Here is a 21,470-nt window from a genome sequence, read left to right as displayed (position 1 = left end):
ATGCAGCGTGCCGACACGTCCTTACGAGCCGAAGACCCCAAAGCCAAAGTTGACCAAATTCTGGCTGAGCTGATCGGCCGGAACTACGACTTGCTCAGCGAAACCGGCAGAAACGCGGCGATCGAAGCGATCGGCAGTCGCGCGCCTGGCACAGATCAGAAACCCACACCCGAAGTGCCGGATGGCGACACGCGCAGCGCCTGGGAAGCTGCCCGTGGCCTATGCGCAGAGGTCCAAATCAAAGCGGCATTGGCCCATCTGGACAAGCTTGAACCCCTGCCCGACAACGAAAGTGACCTGATGGAGGGCGAAACGCCCACCGAGTATTCGACGGCTCGAAGGCAAGTCGGCGAACAGCTTGGTGCCCTGCGGGATGAATATGCCGGCGACAATAACCGCGAAGTGTTGGAAAACATCCATCGTACGCTTTTTGGAGGCGAACGCCCCTTGTTCGACCAGCTCCGCGAGGCGGGCAATTTCGTCCCAGCCCATGTGAACGACCGCAAGGATGAGCGGCAGGTAATCCACTACACCGCGATCCGCGCCTTTACGGCGCAGCTTTGTCGGTTTGGGTTGAGCTGCGACACGCCAACCACGGAACCGGAAGGTCAAAGCAACGTCGGTCAGTCTCTCGACGGCACCGAACGCGCCTTGCGTTGCGCGCGCGAAACCGAACGGCGTCTGTCCGACGAACTGGCAGAGCTCGGAATGGCCGAAAACTGCACACTTGGCACCATTCCGGGCGTCGAGTTTAGCGGCGGTGGTGAGCCGGAGAAGCCGACCAAAGCCGAGGATGGCAAAAAGGACGACGTCTATTCCGAACCGCCCACGGAACCCGATGCGCCTTGCGCCCGCGAGTTTTTCAAGCTTTTGCGCCGCGTCCGGTCAGAGTCCGGAGACTGGCTCGAAAATCTTGACCGCGACGGCAAGCAAGGGGCGCGCCTGATCCGCAGCGAAATCGACCGGATTGCCGCCAAAGCCCAGAGCTATCGACCGAAACCGCCCGCCAAAGGCAAGGACGAGCCCCTGATCGCGCGCCTTGTTGCGCTCTTCGTCGGTGAACTGGAGCGGGCATCAACAGAGATCGGTCGTCTACTCGACGGCTGAGCATTTTTGAGAACCCAAGCATTTGGAGATTCCCATGTCCACATTCGAAGAATTCGACAAACGCCGCAGGAACCTTGAGGAACTCAAGACCGAAGCCTGGCGAAAGCTGGCTGAGGAACATCCCAACGACCCGCAGGCACAAGCCCTTCTGATGTCACGGTTAAACGCGCTGGACGAAGCCGTTTTTGGGACTGACCGCAATTCGCTGAGCCCTGTGAGGATCGGGACACTTGGCATTGCGGCAGAATCCGACGCGGATCGGTTGGAGCAACTGCCCTCGGGGGACCGGCCGCCCGGATACGACGACAATGTCAGCTATCAGCGCCTGATTGCAGTTGCGCAGTTGTATTTTCTGGCAAACATCGAAAAAGCCGGCTTGTTCCGCTCGGTCGCAAAGCTAGTTGAGTTGTTCAACTCAGGCGAGGTTCGGCTTTCTGGTGGTCGCGGCGCGCAACTTTTGTACCAGATAGACCGCACGCGCCTCACCCGGTATTCAGCGCGCGATCGGATGCAGGCCTATTCCCGAGTCTTTGGCTATACGCGGGTGACGCCCCCTACCGGAGCCAAACCAAACCCCGCCTTTCACAAGCTGTTCGTGACCTTCATCCGCTCGGTGGTGAAGTTCAACCGAGACCGGCGTGTTTCGGATGTTATCCGGCCCGACAACCAGCGCGGCAATTTCGGCAGTATAGCTACCGTTCGTCGGGCCGGAATCGAACTTCGCAACAACCTCAAATCAGCATCATATGGCTATGTGAATGTCTTGCGACAGGAAGTCTTCCAGCTGCAAGCCGTTTGCGTCGACATTCTCAGCGCGCCGGATGTGCAGAACCTGTTCGGCACCGAAGACGTCTGGGAAACCATGGAGCAGGTGCTGCGTCAGCACCTGAGAACGGAGGTTCGCGTATCAGAACGACTGCGGCTTGCGGAAGCAGGTGAGAACATGCTGCTCTGGCTTGCCGCACCCCATGTAACCATGCGCGACCGCGCTGTCTTTCAGGCCAGCCTCGACGACATTTCCGAAGATGCCGAAGAATGGCTTACAGTCGCCGCATCGTTGGGGGAACTGAATGCACCCTCCGCGCCCCGCGCAAAACCCGGCGGCAACGTGGTTCCCATGCGCCGGAGGACCGTCTGATGCAGATCGCCCGTATCCCGGATCGCGCCTCGCTTCTGACCTCAAGCGCCCATTGGTCCGCTGACCTGCCGCTGTCACCGCGCGAATGCGAAGTTACGCGTCTGGTGGCGTCCGGATTAACGAACAAAGAGATCGCGGCCGTGCTGGAAATCAGCGAGTGGACCGTCTCGACTCACATGCGCCGAATATTCGGCAAGCTCGACGTGCATTCCAAAGTCGCAATGGTCGGCCGCGTTCTGGACATAGTTGCCGCCGCCGAGCGCCGTAGGGTGCTTGCCCTCGCCCGGAGGATGCAGGTGCCCAGGCAAATTGAATCGCGTCGTGTCGACGCGCGCTGACATTTCCCGAAAGGAGAATTGCAATGGACCGCACTTATCAAACCGATGATTTCGAACTGGAAGAGGAACTTTTCGAGCTGGAAGGTAGCGATGATGGCTTCGAATATGAACCCGGTCTCGAGGGTGATGACGTCGCCGGAGAGCTGGAGTTTCCCGAGGTTGAAGACGAGTTGGATGAACCCGAGGAATTTGAGGATGACGATGTTTTTGAAGACGGCGGTTATGCCATCTCAGAGGACGAGTATGAGTACGAGTTCGATCTGACCGAAGATGATGATGACGAGTATTTTGAGGACGACGATGAAGAGATCTTCGGTTTCATAAAGAAGATTGGCCGGGGTATCGGCAGCCTTGTCAAAAAAGGTGCGCGTGCCCTTCGCAAGGTCGTGGGGCCATTGCTGAAGACGCTTGGCCCGATCGCCGCGCGTATTGTCGGCGGCGCTATTGGCGGCCCCGCCGGCGCCAAGATCGGCGGCACGATCGCAAGCGCCATTTTGCGCGAGGGTGAGATCGAAAGCGCCGGAGAAACAGAGGCCGAATTCGAACGCAGCGAGATTGAATTCGAAGCCGGCGGTGGCAATACCGAAGTGTTCGAGGCGATGATGGATGAAGCCGAAGTGATGGCCGAAACCGAAAGCGAACGGCGCGTCAACCGCCGCTTTGGTCGCCTGGCACGTATGGTGAGCCGGCTATTCGGCCACAATCGCCGCCTGCGCCCTGTGATCCCGCATGTCGTCCGCGCGGCGCTTGCGCTGGTCAAAACGTTCCGCGCCAATCGTAAAACCCGCTGGGCGATCCGTGCGATCCCACTGATCATTCGCCGCACGCTGACGCGGCTTGCACGCGCCCGCAAAATCGACCGGAGAGCTATCGTTGTGGCAATGTCACGCGAAACCGCCTGGGTCCTCGCCAACCGCCGCCGTGCTATGATGTCACTGCGCCGCGGAAGAGGCGGTCGCCGTCGCATGCGGTCACGCAATCGCCGTCGCCGCGGTCGCAACCGCGAGGAACTCGTATACTAATCCCAACAAGACTAGGAAAAGGGGCCGGCAGATGTATCGGCCCCAATTTTTTTGACCTGCAGCCGGGTTCGGATCAGATGAAAGACGGCTCCCGCGTGGTAAATTCCACGGGGGTGTTTGCGTTCAGATAAACCGTCCTCAAACACGTGCGCCAACGCAGCGGCTTGGCAGCAAACGCCGCGTCGACATACACTTCCATTGCGAACCCTGCGTGGTTCGCGGCATTGCGGATCGCCTTATGCGCGGGCAGTCGCAACGCGTCGCGACCGTAACGTTCGTTCGGCGTCCCAAGTGTTTTACCAACCGTGTGAATCAGTTCATGCACAATCGTATCCGCATTGCGCAGCGTCGACGTGTAGCTGACATTTGACGGCGGTGCGGTGTCGCAATCCCAAAGCTCCCCAGGTCTGAAAAAAGAGTTCTTCAGCCTGATCGCTCGCGCGCCCCGTGATGCCGAGCCAGCGTCTGGCAGGTCCAGGCGGAAGAAAATAACCCAACCCCGCAGCATTTTCCGATGCGCACGTCTGGCATAGCGCCGCGCGATATCCAGATGCGCCCGACGGTAAGTACCGAACCATTTGCGCGCGGGACTTGCGTTCCACGCAGCTTCGCGGCGCTTCCTAGGAACGGCGCGGATCGCATTCAATGACCGGACGCTTTCAGAGAGCATCCTAAAGGCAACAGGCCAGGCATCAATGACATAATCCTTGTCATCCTCGGACCATGGAATTGCGAAAGCGTGCCGACGCAATTGTCCGAATTTTGGCAAAGGTGGCGTGGTCTGTGGCCGTTCGGCCTGCAGCACCACCCTGTGTCGCGGCACGATACTGTCACAGCATTTGCAAACCATCTATGAGGTCCTTCTTCTGTGTGCATCGATAAAGCTAAGGAAATCGCTGCCCGGAGCCGCGATCAGCGCTTCAACCTCGTGCGCTCGTCCACCGGGAGCAAGATTGTCAGGGGCAGAAATAACCATTGCCCAAAGATGACGCCCCCCAAGCGAACGGTGCCGACTGACCCAAACGGGGCTGCCGGATTCACCTCGGCGTGAGCGGCTGTCGATGAACAACAGATCACTGGCCACACCACCGGTGTCGAAAGTGTCAGCGAACCAATGATCCTGAAACCCGCGCCCGCGTGACGCGTATCCGGAATGGTTGACTTTGAAGCGGCCCGGTCGCCAACCACGAAGTGCCCCGAAACGCGACCCGCGCGCATCGCCGGTCGCCCGGGTCATACCCCAATGGCCGGGCGCTGGTGAGAAATCGCCATCCGCTATGACCATCGCAAAATCTGCGGGCGATCCCGGCACTGGGTCGGCGATCCAGGCAGCAGGTAATATCACGCGCGTAGCCTGGCGTGTCCCGAATGGTCGGCTACGCCCAGCCCTGCCCGGCGTGATCCGCAAATCAGCTGCAGGCCTCCCACCACCCGCTGCAAAAGCCTCGACGACATGTGCGGCAGTCAGGATCGCGCGTGACCCAACGAGGGTACCAGTGCCAAGAATCCCCTTGCTGCGCCTCCGCTTGCGTTTTTGGATCGGCGTGAATTCAAGCGCGCAAATCCAACGGAAAGGGAATGTTCCGGCCTCTACCCGGCCAATTCGCGCGACTTTATGGGCTTCGGTAGGGCCAAAGCCTTCTTTGGCGATGTCATTGAATGGCAGCGCTTCGAACGAAAGATCGCGAAAATCCATGAGACTCAACCTCCTTAGAGACGTGTCATTGGTTGGATTTTCTCATCGCCCAGCGGTTGCGGACAAGTCGCACATCCAAGCTACACAGCCGGGATTCGCATTGATTTTCGAGGTGTGCAAAATCTGAAATTCTGATCACACCCCAACCATTGAGCGGGCATGCTTCTACCTTTGAACAGCGGCAGTCACGAAACTTTGAAACGGACCAGAAATGGCGTTTTTCGGATCGTGACCACAGCCTCTTGTCAGTGCATCAATCAAACTGGCCGTTAAGACCAAACATCGCGACAGAACTCGCCAGAACCGATGCCAAGCGGACACGATGAGCCGGCTCGGCGGACTGTTTGCAGGGCAATCTCAAAGATCAGTACTCGCGTATTAAAAACTTCATTATAGTCACTTACGATTGTTTAGGCCATGATCTGGCACTGGAAACACTTCAACGGTCAGGAGTGCAACCACGAAAGGAAAGTGCTATACCAGCGTGGAATTTCCAATGCATGGCGCGAGCAACGCAGCGACAAATACACTGACCTATTAAGAATTCCAGGATCGATCCTTACATGGCACAGAGTATTTCTTCTCTCTCTAGTTGGCTGGAAGAAGCTGGATTGGGGAAATACGCTGACGTTCTGCAAAGGGCTGCGATTGATATTGATATGATCGGCGAACTCACCGAGGCCGATTTTATTGAGCTAGAAATTCCCATCGGTGATCGCCTGCGCCTGCGCCGACATTTTCAGGCCTCGCTGGCACGCGACACATTAGACTCCAGAGCGTCTTCAATCTCGGAAACGACGACTGAGCATCGGCAGATAACAGTTCTTTTCAGCGACATCGTCGGCTGGACGGCTCTTTCCACCGAGTTTGACTCGGAAGACCTTAGTGAGATTATTTCCGATTGCCGCGCACGGTGGACGAAAGCCATCGAACGCTATGACGGGTTCGTCGCATTCCGGCTTGGGGATGGGATGATGGCCTTCTTTGGTCACCCGCAGGCCTACGAAGACAGTGCTGAACGCGCAATTCTTGCTGGCCTCGATATAGTGAAGTCGGTCAGGGAAGTTCGCGATGAATCCGCGTCCGAAATTGCGCGCAGGCTCGCGGTTCGGGTTGGCATTGCAACCGGAAAGGTTCTTCTGAACAAGAAATCGACGGCGGAATCGGAAGAAATCGATGTTCTCGGCTTCACACCGAACTTTGCCGCTCGGCTGCAGGGGGCAGCAAGCCCCAATTCGGTCGTCGTTAGTTCGACCACCGCTTCTATGGCATGGCAAAGGTTTCATTTTCTGGCACATGACGGCGTGAATCTGAGGGGGATAGAAGGTCCGCTGTGCATCTACGAAGTGCTGCGCAAAGTTGGAAGCAGCGAAAGCCCAAAGCACCAGATTGGCCAGGTTCGCAGCGAAATAATCGGCCGCAGTCATGAAATTGGAATACTGAATGACCGGTGGAAAGCCGCAACACAAGGTGACGGGCAGGTAATTGTTTTATCCGGCGAAGCTGGGATCGGAAAATCTGCGATTGCTGACGAGTTGCTGAATCAGGTCAAGCCGATGGAGGCCGAGACTCTGAAGCTTGAATGTCGATCCTACTACTCCAACAGCTATCTGCACCCCATTATTGATTACGTGAACACTAAAGCCCAGATAGCCGATGGTGACACACCGGAACAAAAGCTGGAAAAGCTGCACGCTTTCCTGAATCTCAAAGGCATTCACAACACGAGCGATCACGCCACGATCGCAAACATGCTGTTCTTCGAGACCGGCTCTGACGAATATCGCTCAATGTCGTCTGAGAGGCAGAAGGCAGAGACGATAAAATGCATCGTCAAACTGCTTCTGCACTCGGCGGATTCGCGACGAAAAATCATTCTCTTCGAAGACACACATTGGGCTGACCCTACGTCGTTGGAGCTATTGCAAGCACTGGTCAGTGAAATCCGCACTCGGAACGTTCTTTTGATCATCACAACCAGAGAAGACGAGACGAGGCTGGTGAAAAGCCAACCTAACGTTTCCAGCCTTCGACTGAGCCGATTGTCTCGATCGCAAGCGGCGCGGGTGATCCGCAACTGGTCGCCAGGCGTCGTGTTGTCAGAAGGTCTTGAGAAACAGATTTTGAACAAAGCGGACGGCATTCCGTTCTTCCTGGAAGAATTGACCAAGACCGTGCGTGCCAACATGGCCTCTGACACGCGCACAAAACAGGATAATGTGCCGCCGGAAACTTACGTGACGATCCCGGCGACACTCTATGACTCGCTGCTGTCCCGTTTGGACAGGTCTCCCGAAGCTCGTAAGCTGGTTGGCTGCGCCGCAGTGATCGGTCGGGAATTTTCCGAAATCCTTCTGTCCCGGATTTCAAGGGTCAAACGGGACGAGACGCGGCGAATACTGTCCGTACTCATTGATGCGGGCCTGCTGATTGATGATCCGGGAAAGAAAGACGGCGTTTTTCAATTCAAACACGCCTTGGTGCAAGATACCATTTATGACGGATTGACACGCAAAGCCCGGCGCGAGCTTCATTCACGTATTGCTTTCGTTCTTGAAAACTCCAGCTCGGACACCGTCAAGAAGTCACCAGAGATCCTGGCACAACACTTCGCTCGGGCGAATAACAAAGCCAAGGCCCTCCAATATTGGGAAGCCGCAGGCCGCCTTGCGATGGAGCATTCGGCGACAATGGAGGCGCTTACCCATATTGAGAAAGCGCTATCCGTCATTGACGAAAAACCGGTCGAACAAGAAACGATACGACGAAAGATCACGCTCCAGACGACTTATGGCGCCGCGTTGACAAGCGTCAAAGGTTACACCGCACCAGAGACCGTGCGCGCTTATGAAGACGCGTGGCGGTTGTCCAATTCCGGAGCCGACAAGACCTGCTTTCATGAGATCCTCTACGGGATGTGGAACTCTGCGCAGGTCGGCTCGGATTATGTTCGCGCGCAGGAACTCGCGGATGTCTGTCTCGATTTTGCCGAAGAGCAAGACGACGAGGTTACCAAGCTTGTTGCTCATAACCTTGGCGGAGTGACATCTACGCTGAGAGGGCATCACAAACGGGCTGAATTGCACCTTTCGAAATCTGTGGAAATCTATGACCCTTCCCGCTTCCAGTCGCTTGCAATCAGAACCGGCGAAGATCCCGGCGTCGAAAGCCTGTCTTATAGTTCGCTCAACAAATGGTTCATGGGACAACCGAAGGCCGCGCTTGAGTTTGCCGACAGTTCGCTAAGACTGGCAAAGGAAATCGCCTACAAGCAATCCTTGGTTTATTCATTGGCGATGCGCGGCGTTCTACTGCATTTCAGCTCGGAATATGACGAACTTATTGAAGTGTCCGAGGAAATTATCAGCCAATCCAAAATCCACAATTATCCCTTCTTTGTTGAATGGGGCCGCAACCTGAAAGGCTGGGCTCTGACCAAAAAAGGTGAGCACGACGAAGGCGCAGACCTGTTATCGAATGCCTGGCGGCAGGGGTTTACAACCATGCTGCAAGCGAAGGTCTACTTGGAAACCGGCCAAAAAGACCTGGGGCTCGGCTTGATCGACGACGTCATTTCCAAGCAACCTTGGCTTGCCCCCGAAGCACAACGGGTCAAAGGTGAACTATTGTTGCTTGGGTCAGGTAGCAATAGCGACGCCGCCCACCGCTGCTTTCTGGATGCCTTTTCTCTGGCCGAGCAGCAGGGCGCGGCAAGCTTTATGCTAAAAATTGCGCTCAGCATTGCGGAAAACGCACCGGCACTCGGTCCGAACGGGCCAGCCGTTGAGTATTTGAAAAAGGCAATTGCAGGCGTTGATCATACTAGCGGTTCTTTCGACCTTATAAAAGCTGGCAAATATCTTGAGCAGTTCAAAGGGCATTCACCAGATGTTGCATAGAAAATTCGAGGCAAACACACCCGACTCTGACGAGGCGGTTCTGTTATTTTTCCGAAGTCTCCGTCGCCTGGACCGTAACCTGCAATTCCCCGAAGGCTCGGGACAAAGGCTTCGGGAATTAGAACTGAAACCACTTCCTTTCGACAAAAGCCATATTTTCGAAAGCATCGCCAGACAGCAGCCAGTTCTTTATAGTGACTTTCCGCAACCTTTGGCTCGTGGTCCCGACGGGAGCTTTGTTTGCCCCCCCGACCAATTGGCGGCCCATCTGGCACGGTGCACAGCGCCCGACACGTATCGAGTGCGACTGGGAACCGGTGATGAAAAACGACAGCTTACAATTGCTGAAATACTGCAGCGCTGGCGGCAATCTGGTGTGGTCTTGGGTGTCACCGACCTACCGGTTCGAAACGGCCCATTGGCCGAATATTTTGATGTAGACTTCCTTAAGCCCTGGAACCTGATGCCCGACGCATCCGACGAAATCCGCGAGCTGGAAATGCTGACAGCCGTTTTCAGCACCGCGGGCAAATTGACTGACTCTCATTCCGATGACATGGCGGTCTGCAATCATTGCTGCGTGGGTAGCAAGCTCTGGCTGGCTTGGGAAACCTACGAAGGACTTGATGCAGGACTGGATGATGTCGAACGTGTTGATTTGAATGGAAAAGCCCGCTTCGATCCAGAAGCCTTCCTTTCATTGAAAAGCGCATGTTGGTTTGTCGTCAAACCGGGCGAAACCATTTTTCTTCCCGGCAAATTCACGCACCGGGTCTATACGCTGGAAAACTACATTGGCGTTGGCAGTTTCTATGTCGGGTTTAGCAACCTTCTGCATACCGCACTGCGCTGGATGACACACGGATCACTTTGGGACCCTGTGGCCAGCGGCCAGAAAGGGCAACATGCGGACAAATTGCTTGAATTTGGATCTGCTGAGTTGAAGAAAGCGCTACAGGCCGACCGCGAAAGGCAGCGCGACTTTGGAACCGATGCCGTTTCCGTCGCGCTGGATCATATCAACTGGTCTGATCCTGACATTATGGAAATGGTCAATACTAGACCCAGCTTTGCGCGCGCGGCAGAAGCCCTGCGCAAAGCCAGAGAAAAAAAGTGATTCCACTGGCTGAAAAGCCAGTTAAAAACTCAATCCTTTTTCGGGCTTTTCTTTACGCGGCCGTCACCGTCGCGTCTTTGGCGTACTTCGTTCAGCATTTTCACTGCTGTCGTTATGCTTTCAAGTTCCTGCACAGCGCTATCCTGCGAGCGCAAAAGGATTTCCTCAATCTTGTTGAGTTGCTGAACGGACAAATCATTCAAATTGGCTTCTTGTACAAATACTGTCAGATCGCTCATAATATTCCCCTCGTTTTTTGGGAGAATGGCCCTGAACGTCCAATCGGTCAAGTCTTTCGAATACCCTGCGGGACATCAGACCGAACCAGCGCAGATGAACTCGACAAATAGTGGCGGCTGGACATCGTGAATTTTTACCAGAGCACAACGATTTTCAGAAAAGGACAAAATGGTGGCTGACAACCAATTCGATTGCACAACCTGTCCTGGGTTCTGCTGCACATACGACCAGATCGATTTGACACCCCAAGACGTTGACCGACTGTGTTCTCACCTTGGCATTTCCGAAGAGAAGCTGATCACAAAATACACAAAACTCGGCATGTTTCAGGGCCGCAGCCGCTATCCATTAATGTTGAAGCATAAATCGGATCGCCATTTTAGCAAAATCTGCACGTTCTTTGACGGCGAGCAGCGGCACTGTACTGTTTATGACGCGAGACCCGAAGCCTGCCGCGCCTACCCGCATGGCGAAAAGTGCGGATATTTTGAGTTCCTGTCTTTCGAAAGAGCGCTTCATGACGATAAAGACCACGTGCCATCCCTCTAGGGTCAGGACCCATAGATTTTCGCCAGGCGGCATGTTTCATGGCTCGCTAAAAGTGCGGTGAATATATCTGATTTCTTCTGGTTGAGCGACGAGCAATTGTCGCGACTTAAGCCTTTCTTTCCAAAGTCCCACGGCAAACCTCGCGTAGATGACAGGCGTGTCTTGAGTGGTATTATCTTCATCAAGCGCAATGGCTTAAGATGGCGCGACGCGCCCGCCGCTTATGGACGGCACAAGACGCTGTACAACCGTTGGAAACGGTCGAGGTGAGTGGCAAACGCCACTGGTTCGGGTGCCGCCACGAACAAGGTATCTTCGCCCGCATGATGGCCGGTCTGGCCGCCGAACACGGTGAAGAGAAGACTGTGATGATCGACGCTACTTACCATAAGGCACATCGCACGCGACCAGTTTGGGCATCAAAAAGGAGGACGTGGACGCCTGATAGGTCGTACAAAGGGCGGTATGAACACAAAGCTGCGCGCGATCTGTGACAGATGAGGCATGGTGCGCCATTGGTTCAAGCACAATGGCGAATGACGCCCATTGAACCTGTTCATCATGGCTGGTCAGGTCAGCGAGTATATCGGCGCACCGGAATTGGTGGGCAACTTGCCAAAGGTGGAATGGCTTCTCGGTGATCGCGGCTACGACGCAGTTTGGTTCAGAGAAGCGCTAAAAGACAATGGGATATGCGCCTGCATCCCAGGCAGAAAGCAACGGAAGACCACCATACGATACGACAAACGCCGCTATGAACGGCACAACCGCATTGAGATCATGTTCGGGAGACTGAAGGACTGGCGGCGCGTAGCCACCCGATACGACAGGTGCCCAAGGTCTTCCTGTCAGAAATCGCTCTCGCCTCAATCGTCATTTGTTGGCTATGAGTCCTGAACCTAGCGGCATCGGTTGACAGGCTCAGGTACCCGGAGCCGAGTTAAAGCCGATTTTGCTGACATTGGACGCAAAACAATAGCCGATACCATGTATCGTCTTGATGTAGGTCGGTGCGGAAGGATCGGGTTCGATTTTCTTGCGTAACCGCATGACGTGAACGTCGATCGTTCGGTCCCCGACAATCGTTTCCCGACCCCGGGCTTTGTCCAGAAGCTGATCGCGTGAAAACACCATATGCGGGTTACTCACAAAGACTTGCAAAACGTCGAATTCAGTCGTCGTCAATGGAGTCGATTGGTGCGCGCCTGTTGCAGTCAGAGTGCGTTCGTTCAGATTCAGAACCCAGTCCCCAAACTTGATCAGCGGAGTATCTGAGTCTTTCTGGTTCGAACGATTGTGCTCGGATCTTGTTCGTCTCAGCACGGTTCGGATGCGCGCCAAAACTTCGCGCGCCTCAAAGGGCTTGGTAATGTAGTCATCGGCTCCAAATTCCAGTCCGACGACCCGGTCGAAAATCTCGTCCCGGCCTGACAGAACGATGATCGGGATGTCCGAGTTGACCCGCAATTCTCTGGTGATGTCGAACCCGTTTCGCCCCGGCAAACCGATATCCAACAAAATCAAATCCACGTCGGTTTGTGCAAGGATCGCATCCATGCCTGATCCATCGCCTGCGCAACTTACATCGCACCCTTGCTTTTCGAGGTAGCGTTTTAGAAACGAAGTGATTTGCGGGTCGTCGTCGACAACAAGGATGTGATCATTGGCCATAAAGCGTTCCCGGCAGGCGTTAAAGCTGGCTCGTAATACCTCTATCCGCTGCGCCTTGGCGCACGCAAGGATGACGCTGAGCGTTACGTGGAGTTAGCGCGAGTGGTCAAAACCGCAGGAACTCCAGCGCTTGGCCCCCTGGCAAATTTTCCAACTCAGCCGGTAGAACCGCCAATCCATCAGCCTGCGCCAACATCGCAACTCGTCCACTGTAGGACGCCGCCATCGGCCTCAATCTTGGTCGACCGTCTGGCGATACTCCCTCAATCCGCACCGGGCGGTACTCCTGACGTCCCTTATGCCGTTGTAGAGGTTCCGCCAAAACTGCTTGCTCTGAAACCAGCCTTTTTCGTGCCAGGCCCACGCGCGATGCCATAAGCTCCGATCCGATAACCTGCCAGGTAACGTAAGCGGACACAGGATTCCCGGGCAGGCCGACATACAGCGCGTTGCCGCGACGACCGAACAGGATCGGCTTGCCGGGTTTCATCGCCACTTTCATCACATCGATCTCGCCACCGATTTCCTCAAACAGGCGCGGCATGTGGTCTTCGTCGCCGACCGAAACTCCACCGGTTGTGATTATCAGATCGGATGTATCGCAAGCATTGCGCAGGACTTGCTCAAGTATCTCGGGATCATCCTTCACAGGTCCCGCATCCACAAGTTCGACCCAAGGCTTGTCCAGCATCGCCCGCAGCATATAGCGGTTGGAGTTGTAGATCTGGCCCGGGCCAAGCTCTTCTCCGGCTTCACGAAGTTCGCTGCCGGTCGAGAATATCGTGACCTTTAACTTGCGCCGGACAGTGACCGCTCCGTACCCAGCCGCAGCCAACGCGGCGACTTCGCGAGAACCGATTTCACATCCCTGAGTCAGCAGTGGCGCGCCAGAACTGAGGTCTTCGCCCGCACGGCGAATATGCTGCCCGGGTTTTGGCGTGCGGGAAAAACGAATTGCGCCATCGCTGATCTGGCAATCTTCTTGCATCACAACGGCATCAAATCCTTTTGGCACCGGTGCGCCTGTCAGAATACGCAAGGCACTGCCCGCTGGCGCCTCATGCGCACCGCTGTCGCCAGCCGCAACGCGACCAGCGATGGTCAGATGATGCACGTCGCCGTCTATCAGTTCACCAGATCGAACCGCATATCCATCCATTGCCGAGTTATCAAAGGCAGGCAAGTCGACCTTGCTGAGGCAATCTTCCGCCAGAACCCGACCAATGGCATCGAACAAAGGCAGAGCTTCAGTCTCCGCAATGCAGGGGGCCGCTTCCAACCCACGCTGCAAGGCATGTTCTACCGAGACATACATGTGAGCATGCCTGTCGCAGGCACATCCATCAGCCATTTTGCCCCTCCAGTTCTGCAAATAATTCTTCAAAACCTTTGCGTTCAGCTTCGCCGAGTTTCGGCAAATAAGCTTTCGCCTCTTCCAGATTCACACTTGGATCACCGACCACCAGCAACATGACCATTCCGTGCCGACCGTGAACGCGGCAGCGAATACCATAGACGCCCTCTTTCTCAAAAGTCAGGTCCATAGTGGGTTGGCCCCGGATTTCGAAACTGCGCGCACCAACGGGAATCATGCGAAGGATTGCCGAAACGGTGTGGCGTCCCGTCGAACCTTTGAACCGGACGGTCGATCCGGCAGGAACGTGCAAAAGTTTGGGTTCGAACCGAAAAGCATGCGCCGGAGTGTCGGCGTTCAGGTCAATGATCTGGTGGACAACGGCCACCTCCGGCACATCGTCAGCCTGCGCCATCGAAGCCAGTCCGACTGTTGCCGCGACCAAAATGATCGCGATTGTCTTGCACGACGGGAGCATCCATTCCTCCGGGTTCAGACCGAGCGCGGAGGCTCCCGCAACAAATCGGCCAATGCAGTGATCATTACCGGCCATTGCCCGCGGCGGTTCTGGTCGCGCAGCTCGGCCAATAATTTGCGGCCAATGGATACCACTGCCGGAGAGTTGTCATTGACATAGGTCAGAATGCGCTGCTCGGGATTGGCAAGAAGGAAGGGCACAATCTCGGCGCATGCCCGCTCCGGAGCGATCTCGGAAATCAGGCGCATCGCAGCCTGCCGAACCGGAGCGGACGGATCGTCGAGCAGGCCGCCTGCGACGTCTGCCGTGCCATTCCATTTGGTCAGGATATGCATGGCGTCGATACGAAACGCAGTGTCACCCGTTTTCAGCATTGCCCGCAACTTGCCGCGCAACGCGTCCTGCGGCGGCAGATCAGCCAATTGCAGGAGTTTCAGCGCCTGCAAGGACAGGTTCGAATCCGTGTGTGACAGGCCCTGTGTAATCAGCTCGACAACCTGCCGGTCGTCCAGTTCCGCCCCATGACGGGCAACAGATACACCCAGCGCCGACAATGCCTGCTGTGCAATTTCGGTGTCGGCATCCTGTACAATCTGCGCCAGCATAACCTGCATGCCTCTTACCTCGCCCAGCAGCCGAATGGCAGACATGCGGGTTTCACGCGCCAAAGCCTCGGAATCATCGTCCAGCGCGACCCGACGGCGTTTCGGATGTCGTGTGGCCTTGGCCAGCAAAGCCTGCTCGCGTGGGGTCAGCGGCTGCACGACGTCCTCTTCTGCTTCTTGCTGCATCTCGGCAGCAATTGCGTCGTGGCCGAGGATCGCGCCGAGGCTTGAAGTCGGGCCATTGTCACCACCTTCCGACACATCCAGTCCAGCCCCTTCCAGCGCAGCAATGTCGGTCCGAGGGGCTTCCTCTTCGGGGTCTTGTTCCACAGCAAGCGGCATTGGGGCCAGGGCAAAAGACAATAGCATCTCGCGCCCCTGCTGCTGGTTCACATGCGGGCGGGCGTCGTCGACAACGATCGTCGCCAGCGACGCCAAAGCCTTTAGCCGCACGGACCGGAACGGAGAACGGCACGCGCGCTGCAACCACTCCGCCGCTTCGCGTGAAGGAGAAGTCGCCAGCGCGTCAACGATGGCCCATTGCATACGCTCAGCCTTGAGGTCGCTTGCGTCTACCGAGAACAGCGCGTTCAGTCGATCCGCCACTAGTTCCGGGGCCAGAGCCGCCAACAAACCCAGCGCCTGTGCTGACACTTCGGGTTGCTGTCCAGTCGCCAGAAAGTCCAGAACCTGCCATCGCAGGTCCTCTCGATCGGCAATCGGAGCACCGCGGTCCAGCCTGTCAATCAGAGCCAACTGCACTTTGGCACCCGGGTCGCGCATCATGCGGTCAAGCAGTTCCGCTTCGGAAAATCCCGACATATTCAGCGCGGCGATGCGGATGTCTTCGACCGCATCGGTCAGGGCTTGCTCGACCAAGGACGTGTTATTGGGCATCAACGCCTCATAGGCGATCAGGCGAACTGCGCCGTCTTTGTCCTTTAGCACCTTGCGCAGAATGCCTTCGGCTTCGGTGCCACCAACAGCTGCCAACGCTTTCAGGGCACGGTGGCGCAGGCGGCGGTTCGAGGATTGAGCGAACACACCCAAGGTCGGAACGGCAGGCTGGCCGATCCGGCCCAACGCTTCGCAGGCGACATCGCCCAATTCCTGCCCGTCTTCGTCCATCAGAGCCATGACAATCGGTTCGATCGCGGCAACGTCACCCAACTGACCCAATGCCTTGATTGCAGCGATTTGGGTGTCCAGCCAGTCGTCCCACTCGTCCTGATGGAGTTCGTCTTCGTCCCACGTGACCTCATCCCCACGCCCGGTCACGAAGGTGCGAAGGTAAGGCGCGGCATCCTCGAATTGCAATTCCGCCAAGGCGTTCACGCATGCCAGCTTCACCTCACCACAAGGATCGTGGATCAGGTTCTCCAGAAGTTGCGAAGCGGCTTCCTGTACTCCCAAAGCGCCCAGCGCCTGAGCGGCGTCCTGACGGACGTCTTCGTCATCATCCAGCAACGCCTCGACCAAGGTCGGGCTGTTGCTGGCTCCAATGGCGGTCAGGGCCTGAATGGCGCGCAGGCGGATCACGTCATAATCGGATTTTGCGTATTCGGAAAACAGGCTGGTGGCCTCGTCGCGCAGGGCGGTATCGGAATGCATGTTCATATCAAGCTGCCATGTCTGCGGTTGGGCGGGTTGGGTGAAAGTGGAAGGCAGGTTTACCAACCGATACCTGCCTTCCAGTTAGGCCGGGGACGCCGGCCTATGGTCCCTTCTGCAGTGGGACCGAACCCGAAGGGCGGCATGGCATCCGCCCCCCGGAAAGCTGTCATCAGGCGATGTCGCGCGGCGCAAAGGACATCGTACGGAACGAGGTCTTGTAGGGGCTCGGCCCCAGTTTGCGGACCTTGGCAACACCCATCTTGTAGTTGTAGTTGCCGCTGATCCAGTCGACGATCCGGCCCTCAAGCGCGTTTGCAGGCTGCTGCATGTGCAGGAAGTCCATGTAAACAACGCTTTTCTTGATGGCGGGCGTGACCATGGCCACGGCGGTGATCGCCGCTTTGGTCAGTTCGATATGCCCGTTCTCCATCAGTTTCGAGAACTGGAAGTCATCACCTTCCACACCCAGCAGCGTAGTCTTGTTACCCGGAACGCGTTCCGAATAGACCATCACATAATCGCCGCTTTCGATGCCGCGCTCGGCCGCATCGTCGGGGTGGATTTCGACCCAGTTTTCCGGCCAGCGCTGCACGATGTACGGGCGACGGCGGTCGTCGAAACCGGATTGCCAGCGTTCGTTGATCCGACCGGAGGTCGCCCACAACTCGCCTTCGTCCTTGTTTGGTTTAAGCCATTCCCAATAGTCCGAGAACAGACCCCAAGGCGATTTCTGGATGTTGCACTTACCGGTTTGGCTGTTGAAGTGCGTCAGCTTCTTGTTGAACACATCTTTCCCAGCTGCACCGGTCTCCGGCAGCGTGCGTGTCGTGTCGTGCAGGCGCTTGGTCTCAATCAGTGTAACACCATCGGCATCCAGCATGACCGGGCATTGCACCCCATCGGTGCCGAATTCACGGACCTTCTGGTGCAGGCCTTTGCCTTCCTTCTTGGCCAGACGATAGACCGCGTGGAAATCTTTGCGCGACCCGCGGGTAAAGCGCACGGCCTCTTCGGCGACCTCGTTCGAACTCTGCCAGTCGAACCCGTCAAAGCCCATCCGCTGTGCCAGTTGCGCGATGATCCACCAGTCGGGTTTCGCCGCACCGGGGGCATCATAGAACTTCTGATACAGACGCAGACGGCGTTCACCGTTGGCGCGCAGGAAATCCTCTTCGCCCCAAGTCGCTGCCGGGAATACGATGTCGGCGTATCGGTTGCCGATCGGGTCCTGCAGATAGATGTCCTGATTGATCACCACCATGCCGCCACTGTCGGCGCGGGCCTTCAGCGTATCGATCATCTCTTGCTTGTCGAAGCTGGCGATCTGGTGCGGATTGCGGACGGTCAGTTCCTCGAACTTGTCGGCCAGTTGCTGCGATCCGCACATGGACTGAATCCAGGTGGTGCCGATCACGTGGGCAATACGGGTATGACCTGCGATCAGATACCGGTCGGTATCCATGGCGCGGCGACGGCGGCCCGGCAGTTTCTCGGGCGATTTGTTGCGCGGGTACTTCCCGCCCTTGACGCCGCCCCGCTGGTGACCACCGGCTCGGCCGATGACCTGACCTGGACGACCGCCACAGCCACAGATGATGCCCAGCGCGGAGATCGCCTGTGTGTTGCCGGTGTTGTTCGACCAGTAGAACCCTTTCTCGATCATGATCGAGGTTTTCGGGCGCGAGCCATCCTCTTTGGGTTTGGCAAGCCATTCGGCAGCCGTATAGATCTTTTGCACGTCGATCTGGGCCATGGCCGCGGCGGTCTCGGGCGCGAATTCGTCCTGCGACAACAGCCACTCTTTCCAGTCCTCGAAGCCTTTGGTCTGGAACTTGCCCCAGGTCGTGCGCCACTGCCAGGGCGTGTTCCGGGTGCCCTGACCGAAGCCAGAGGAGCTCTCCCACTTGTTGTTGACCCATTTCTTGATCCAATCGCTGTCTTCCCAGCCATTTTCCACGATGACGCGGGCAATGGCGTTGACAACCAGCAGGTCAGTGCCGGGCAGAACGTCGATATGCAGACCGCCCATCTTCTCAGCATGGGCCACACCGGCGGACCGGCGCGGGATCAGATAGATTTCCTTCTGACCGTTCTGCATCCCCTTCATCATCCACTGGGTATAGAGGATGGTCTTGGTCTCATACGGGTCGGTGCCGCAGACCAGCAAGGTTTCCGCGTCGCGCCAGTCTTCATAGGACGGTCCGAAGTTATCGAAACCCGCATCCCGGAAACCGGGTGTCGATGTCACGTCGGACGGCGTGTCGTGGAAGGTGAAGTTCGCAGTGTTGATATGGCGCAGCGCGTATTTCGAGATTGCATAGGTGTTCTCGATATACTGGTAGCTGAAGGTTTTCACACCATAGGCATTGGTGCCGTGTTTGGCGATGACGTGGTTGCCCACCTCGGCCGCCACATCCAGCGCCAGATCCCACGGGACCGGCATCAGTGTGCCATAGATCCGCATCAGCGGCGTCTTCAGGCGGTCGCGTGTCGGCGTCTGCGGGTTATAGCATTTCTGTGCAATACACCCGCCCCGCAAAGAACTGTCGCCGTCTGTATTGACGGTCTGGTTGTCCTTGTCCGGGATGATCACCACGTGATGCGGCTGGCCCTTGTGCAGCACGATATTATGCTGGTTCGGAGCCACCCATGCACCCAAGGGGGCAACGGGGAAATCCTCGCCAAATGCGTTTTCATCCGCGCCGGGACCGCCCGACTTGGCTGTCACAGGCCAGCGATAGACTTTGTAACCGCAGGCCACGATGCAATAGTCGCAGGCGGTCGAGATGACCTCGGCGCCCTTGGGCGGCAGCGGGACGTTGGTTTCGGGTACGTAATACGGGGTTGCCATTGTCAGTCTCCCCTCCCCTTATGCAATGAGATTGTCGTAACGGCCGTAGATCAGGCCGAACATGCCAACGGCGTAGATGTCATCGCCGTCCAGTTCCAACAGGACCTGCGGCAGTGACTGGTAGGCCTGCCCCGAGACGAGGATGCCATGCCGTGTCACGTCATACGTGGACAGATGCAGCGGGCATGGACCCAGCACCTTGTGATCCGGCTTGTAGCTGTCAAACATCGACCCCCCCTGATGGGTGCAGGTGAGGTTGAAGGCCACAACGTCCCGCTGCGGACCGATGCCGCCGCCGCTTTCCACGCCGGTCTTGACCAGGATCGAGTCCGAATAGTCGCCCTCATCCGGGTAATAGAACTCGAACGGCACATCCTGTTCCAGCTCGGACAATTTGCCGATCAGCTTGCGCGGATAGGTGGACACCAGGGCGGGTACTTGCTCGGCCTGACCGTGACGGGTGGGCATGGCCACCATCACGGCAAAGGTCGTTGCACCCGAAGCGAACAAGAACTGTCGGCGGTTCACGGTGCAGGCCTTTTTGGCCTCGCCCGAACAGCTGCATCCGGTTGCGTTATGATCTGTCATAGCGCTTACTCCTCTGTGGCAGCCGCTGGAAGCGGCTGGTAATCCGGCAGTTCGGGTTCCTCGATCAGGATCTCCTCGCCGGACAGGGATTTCAGGAAGGCCACCAGATCCGCCTTTTCCTGATCATTCAGGCCAAGGGGTTGGATCAGCGGGGATTTGTTATCCGAGAACTCATTCTCGCCGCCGCCCTGGTTGTAGAATTCAACCACATCCTCGAGCGTCGCCAACATGCCGTTATGCATGTAGGGTTCGGTATAGAGGGTGTAACGCAGGGACGGTGTGCGGAACTTGCCCTTGTCGGCCTTTTCCTTGGTGCGGAAATAGAAGCCAGGGTCGTCCTTGGTGTGGCGATACATCTCTTCGGTCGAGCCTTTGGCATAAAGCTCGTACCGGAAGGTGACTTGTGCCAGACCGTCATCCTGCCAACCGCCATAGGCGGGCACGCCGGTGTTGTAGTATTTCTCATCCGACAGCAGCGCGCCATTGTGGCATTCGGAACATTGCGCCTTGCCGGTGAACAGCTCCAGCCCGCGTTTTTGTTCTTCGGTTAGCGCCGCATCATCCCCGCGCAGGTAGTTGTCGAAGGGGGTGTCTGTTTGGACGATGGTGCGTTCAAACGCAGCGATGGCCCGCCATGCGTTGCCGACGCGCGGCCACTGGTCACCAAAGACATCGTTGAAGCGTTCGACATATTCGGGGACGAAGGCCAGACGGGCCTCCATCATGTCGGCCTCGCCGTTCCCGGCAACCGCGCCGCCTGCGGCGGATTTGGCCTGGCTTTCCAGGCTTTTGCTTGAGCCCGCCCAGAACAGCTTGCCGTAATAGGCCGAGTTCACGATGGTCTGGCTGTTGCGCCAGTGGGTCGTGCCGGGATATCCGAACGAGATTGGTGCTTCGACGTCCCACCCGACGTCCGGCATGTGACAGGCCGAACAGGGCGTCGATGGATTGCCGCCCAGACGCGGATCGAAGAACAGCATCTTGCCCAGTTCGATCTTGGCATCGGTTTGGGGGTTGTCCAGCGGAATTGGAGGCTCGCCCAGCGCCACCAATGGCGCATCCGGATCGGGGTCTGCCCCGCCGATACCGGCCTCAATCTCCATGCTGGTTTCTGCAAAGGCGTGCGAACCAAGGGCGGCAACCAGAGCAGCGGTGGCGATTGTACCTGAAAGGTAAGACTTAAGGTCTTTCATGGGTCCACTC

17 protein-coding genes and 1 pseudogene are annotated in these 21,470 nt (G+C 57.0%); 8 read left to right on the top strand and 10 right to left on the bottom strand.

All coding sequences use genetic code 11. The annotated features are described in order from the left end of the window. From ACR0J0_RS20845 to ACR0J0_RS20830, 4 genes are read left to right on the top strand one after another with little or no spacing between them, the layout of a single operon-like run. Positions 1 to 1,107, top strand: a complete 1,107-nt coding sequence (locus ACR0J0_RS20845) for a hypothetical protein (protein ID WP_480665915.1) — start codon at positions 1 to 3, stop codon at positions 1,105 to 1,107. 34 nt (positions 1,108 to 1,141) lie between these two features. Next, on the top strand, positions 1,142 to 2,245 hold the full coding sequence (locus ACR0J0_RS20840) for a hypothetical protein (protein ID WP_480665913.1): 1,104 nt from the start codon (positions 1,142 to 1,144) through the stop codon (positions 2,243 to 2,245). Further along, entirely contained in the window at positions 2,245 to 2,583 is a 339-nt protein-coding gene (locus ACR0J0_RS20835; RefSeq protein ID WP_480665912.1) for a helix-turn-helix domain-containing protein, read from the top strand. Before ACR0J0_RS20840 ends, ACR0J0_RS20835 begins: the two co-directional genes overlap by 1 nt. Positions 2,584 to 2,606: 23 nt before the next feature. Beyond that, positions 2,607 to 3,605 carry a hypothetical protein gene (locus tag ACR0J0_RS20830; protein ID WP_480665911.1) on the top strand — a complete coding sequence of 333 codons (999 nt, stop codon included), beginning with the start codon at positions 2,607 to 2,609 and terminating at the stop codon, positions 3,603 to 3,605. Between the two features lie 73 nt (positions 3,606 to 3,678). Here ACR0J0_RS20830 and ACR0J0_RS20825 read toward each other — a convergent pair whose 3' ends face one another. Together ACR0J0_RS20825 and ACR0J0_RS20820 are read right to left on the bottom strand one after the other, a co-directional pair. Beyond that, on the bottom strand, positions 3,679 to 4,428 hold the full coding sequence (locus tag ACR0J0_RS20825; RefSeq protein WP_480665910.1) for a M35 family metalloendopeptidase: 750 nt from the start codon (positions 4,426 to 4,428) through the stop codon (positions 3,679 to 3,681). Positions 4,429 to 4,455: 27 nt separating this feature from the next. Beyond that, positions 4,456 to 5,301 carry a trypsin-like serine peptidase gene (locus ACR0J0_RS20820; RefSeq protein WP_480665909.1) on the bottom strand — a complete coding sequence of 282 codons (846 nt, stop codon included), beginning with the start codon at positions 5,299 to 5,301 and terminating at the stop codon, positions 4,456 to 4,458. Positions 5,302 to 5,864: 563 nt separating this feature from the next. Here ACR0J0_RS20820 and ACR0J0_RS20815 point away from each other — a divergent pair. After that, positions 5,865 to 9,200, top strand: a complete 3,336-nt coding sequence (locus ACR0J0_RS20815) for an adenylate/guanylate cyclase domain-containing protein (protein WP_480665908.1) — start codon at positions 5,865 to 5,867, stop codon at positions 9,198 to 9,200. Between the two features lie 301 nt (positions 9,201 to 9,501). Further along, entirely contained in the window at positions 9,502 to 10,317 is an 816-nt protein-coding gene (locus tag ACR0J0_RS20810) for a hypothetical protein (protein WP_480665907.1), read from the top strand. A 29-nt stretch (positions 10,318 to 10,346) separates the two neighbouring features. Here the strand turns inward: ACR0J0_RS20810 and ACR0J0_RS20805 are convergent, their stop codons facing one another. Continuing rightward, complete coding sequence (locus tag ACR0J0_RS20805; RefSeq protein WP_480665906.1) at positions 10,347 to 10,556, bottom strand: hypothetical protein; 210 nt, start codon at positions 10,554 to 10,556, stop codon at positions 10,347 to 10,349. A gap of 172 nt (positions 10,557 to 10,728) precedes the next feature. Here ACR0J0_RS20805 and ACR0J0_RS20800 point away from each other — a divergent pair, with 172 nt between their 5' ends. Together ACR0J0_RS20800 and ACR0J0_RS20795 are read left to right on the top strand one after the other, a co-directional pair. Then, positions 10,729 to 11,106, top strand: a complete 378-nt coding sequence (locus ACR0J0_RS20800) for a YkgJ family cysteine cluster protein (RefSeq protein WP_480665905.1) — start codon at positions 10,729 to 10,731, stop codon at positions 11,104 to 11,106. A 63-nt stretch (positions 11,107 to 11,169) separates the two neighbouring features. Then, positions 11,170 to 11,996: pseudogene (locus tag ACR0J0_RS20795) on the top strand (IS5 family transposase). Between the two features lie 31 nt (positions 11,997 to 12,027). Here ACR0J0_RS20795 and ACR0J0_RS20790 read toward each other — a convergent pair. From ACR0J0_RS20790 to ACR0J0_RS20760, 7 genes are all read right to left on the bottom strand, one after another. Further along, entirely contained in the window at positions 12,028 to 12,777 is a 750-nt protein-coding gene (locus ACR0J0_RS20790) for a response regulator (protein ID WP_480665904.1), read from the bottom strand. A 106-nt stretch (positions 12,778 to 12,883) separates the two neighbouring features. Beyond that, positions 12,884 to 14,128 carry a molybdopterin molybdotransferase MoeA gene (locus ACR0J0_RS20785; protein ID WP_480665903.1) on the bottom strand — a complete coding sequence of 415 codons (1,245 nt, stop codon included), beginning with the start codon at positions 14,126 to 14,128 and terminating at the stop codon, positions 12,884 to 12,886. Continuing rightward, a complete protein-coding gene (locus tag ACR0J0_RS20780; RefSeq protein WP_480665902.1) occupies positions 14,121 to 14,609 on the bottom strand; it encodes a plastocyanin/azurin family copper-binding protein in 489 nt (162 codons plus the stop codon). The genes ACR0J0_RS20785 and ACR0J0_RS20780 overlap by 8 nt, the downstream gene beginning before the upstream one ends. Before the next feature lie 14 nt (positions 14,610 to 14,623). Next, a complete protein-coding gene (locus ACR0J0_RS20775; protein ID WP_480665901.1) occupies positions 14,624 to 16,831 on the bottom strand; it encodes a HEAT repeat domain-containing protein in 2,208 nt (735 codons plus the stop codon). A gap of 166 nt (positions 16,832 to 16,997) precedes the next feature. Next, the gene (locus tag ACR0J0_RS20770; protein ID WP_480665900.1) at positions 16,998 to 19,679 is read right to left on the bottom strand and encodes an arsenate reductase (azurin) large subunit; all 2,682 of its coding nucleotides are present in this window, start codon (positions 19,677 to 19,679) and stop codon (positions 16,998 to 17,000) included. 18 nt (positions 19,680 to 19,697) lie between these two features. After that, positions 19,698 to 20,267 carry an arsenate reductase (azurin) small subunit gene (locus ACR0J0_RS20765; RefSeq protein ID WP_480665898.1) on the bottom strand — a complete coding sequence of 190 codons (570 nt, stop codon included), beginning with the start codon at positions 20,265 to 20,267 and terminating at the stop codon, positions 19,698 to 19,700. Between the two features lie 5 nt (positions 20,268 to 20,272). Next, entirely contained in the window at positions 20,273 to 21,460 is a 1,188-nt protein-coding gene (locus tag ACR0J0_RS20760; RefSeq protein ID WP_480665897.1) for a cytochrome-c peroxidase, read from the bottom strand. Positions 21,461 to 21,470 lie beyond the last annotated feature (10 nt).

This window comes from Ruegeria sp. BF12 (assembly GCF_056538705.1).
The sequence above is the reverse complement of the archived record's forward strand: the minus strand, read 5'-3'. Positions and strand labels throughout refer to the sequence as shown.

What these genes read in the sequence shown, in the direction of transcription:
- ACR0J0_RS20845 (WP_480665915.1), top strand. Translation starts at nt 1, where the DNA reads ATGCAGCGTGCCGACACGTCCTTACGAGCCGAAGACCCCAAAGCCAAA.
- ACR0J0_RS20840 (WP_480665913.1), top strand. Translation starts at nt 1,142, where the DNA reads ATGTCCACATTCGAAGAATTCGACAAACGCCGCAGGAACCTTGAGGAA.
- ACR0J0_RS20835 (WP_480665912.1), top strand. Translation starts at nt 2,245, where the DNA reads ATGCAGATCGCCCGTATCCCGGATCGCGCCTCGCTTCTGACCTCAAGC.
- ACR0J0_RS20830 (WP_480665911.1), top strand. Translation starts at nt 2,607, where the DNA reads ATGGACCGCACTTATCAAACCGATGATTTCGAACTGGAAGAGGAACTT.
- ACR0J0_RS20820 (WP_480665909.1), bottom strand. Translation starts at nt 5,301, where the DNA reads ATGGATTTTCGCGATCTTTCGTTCGAAGCGCTGCCATTCAATGACATC.
- ACR0J0_RS20815 (WP_480665908.1), top strand. Translation starts at nt 5,865, where the DNA reads ATGGCACAGAGTATTTCTTCTCTCTCTAGTTGGCTGGAAGAAGCTGGA.
- ACR0J0_RS20805 (WP_480665906.1), bottom strand. Translation starts at nt 10,556, where the DNA reads ATGAGCGATCTGACAGTATTTGTACAAGAAGCCAATTTGAATGATTTG.
- ACR0J0_RS20790 (WP_480665904.1), bottom strand. Translation starts at nt 12,777, where the DNA reads ATGGCCAATGATCACATCCTTGTTGTCGACGACGACCCGCAAATCACT.
- ACR0J0_RS20785 (WP_480665903.1), bottom strand. Translation starts at nt 14,128, where the DNA reads ATGGCTGATGGATGTGCCTGCGACAGGCATGCTCACATGTATGTCTCG.
- ACR0J0_RS20780 (WP_480665902.1), bottom strand. Translation starts at nt 14,609, where the DNA reads ATGCTCCCGTCGTGCAAGACAATCGCGATCATTTTGGTCGCGGCAACA.
- ACR0J0_RS20775 (WP_480665901.1), bottom strand. Translation starts at nt 16,831, where the DNA reads ATGAACATGCATTCCGATACCGCCCTGCGCGACGAGGCCACCAGCCTG.
- ACR0J0_RS20770 (WP_480665900.1), bottom strand. Translation starts at nt 19,679, where the DNA reads ATGGCAACCCCGTATTACGTACCCGAAACCAACGTCCCGCTGCCGCCC.
- ACR0J0_RS20765 (WP_480665898.1), bottom strand. Translation starts at nt 20,267, where the DNA reads ATGACAGATCATAACGCAACCGGATGCAGCTGTTCGGGCGAGGCCAAA.
- ACR0J0_RS20760 (WP_480665897.1), bottom strand. Translation starts at nt 21,460, where the DNA reads ATGAAAGACCTTAAGTCTTACCTTTCAGGTACAATCGCCACCGCTGCT.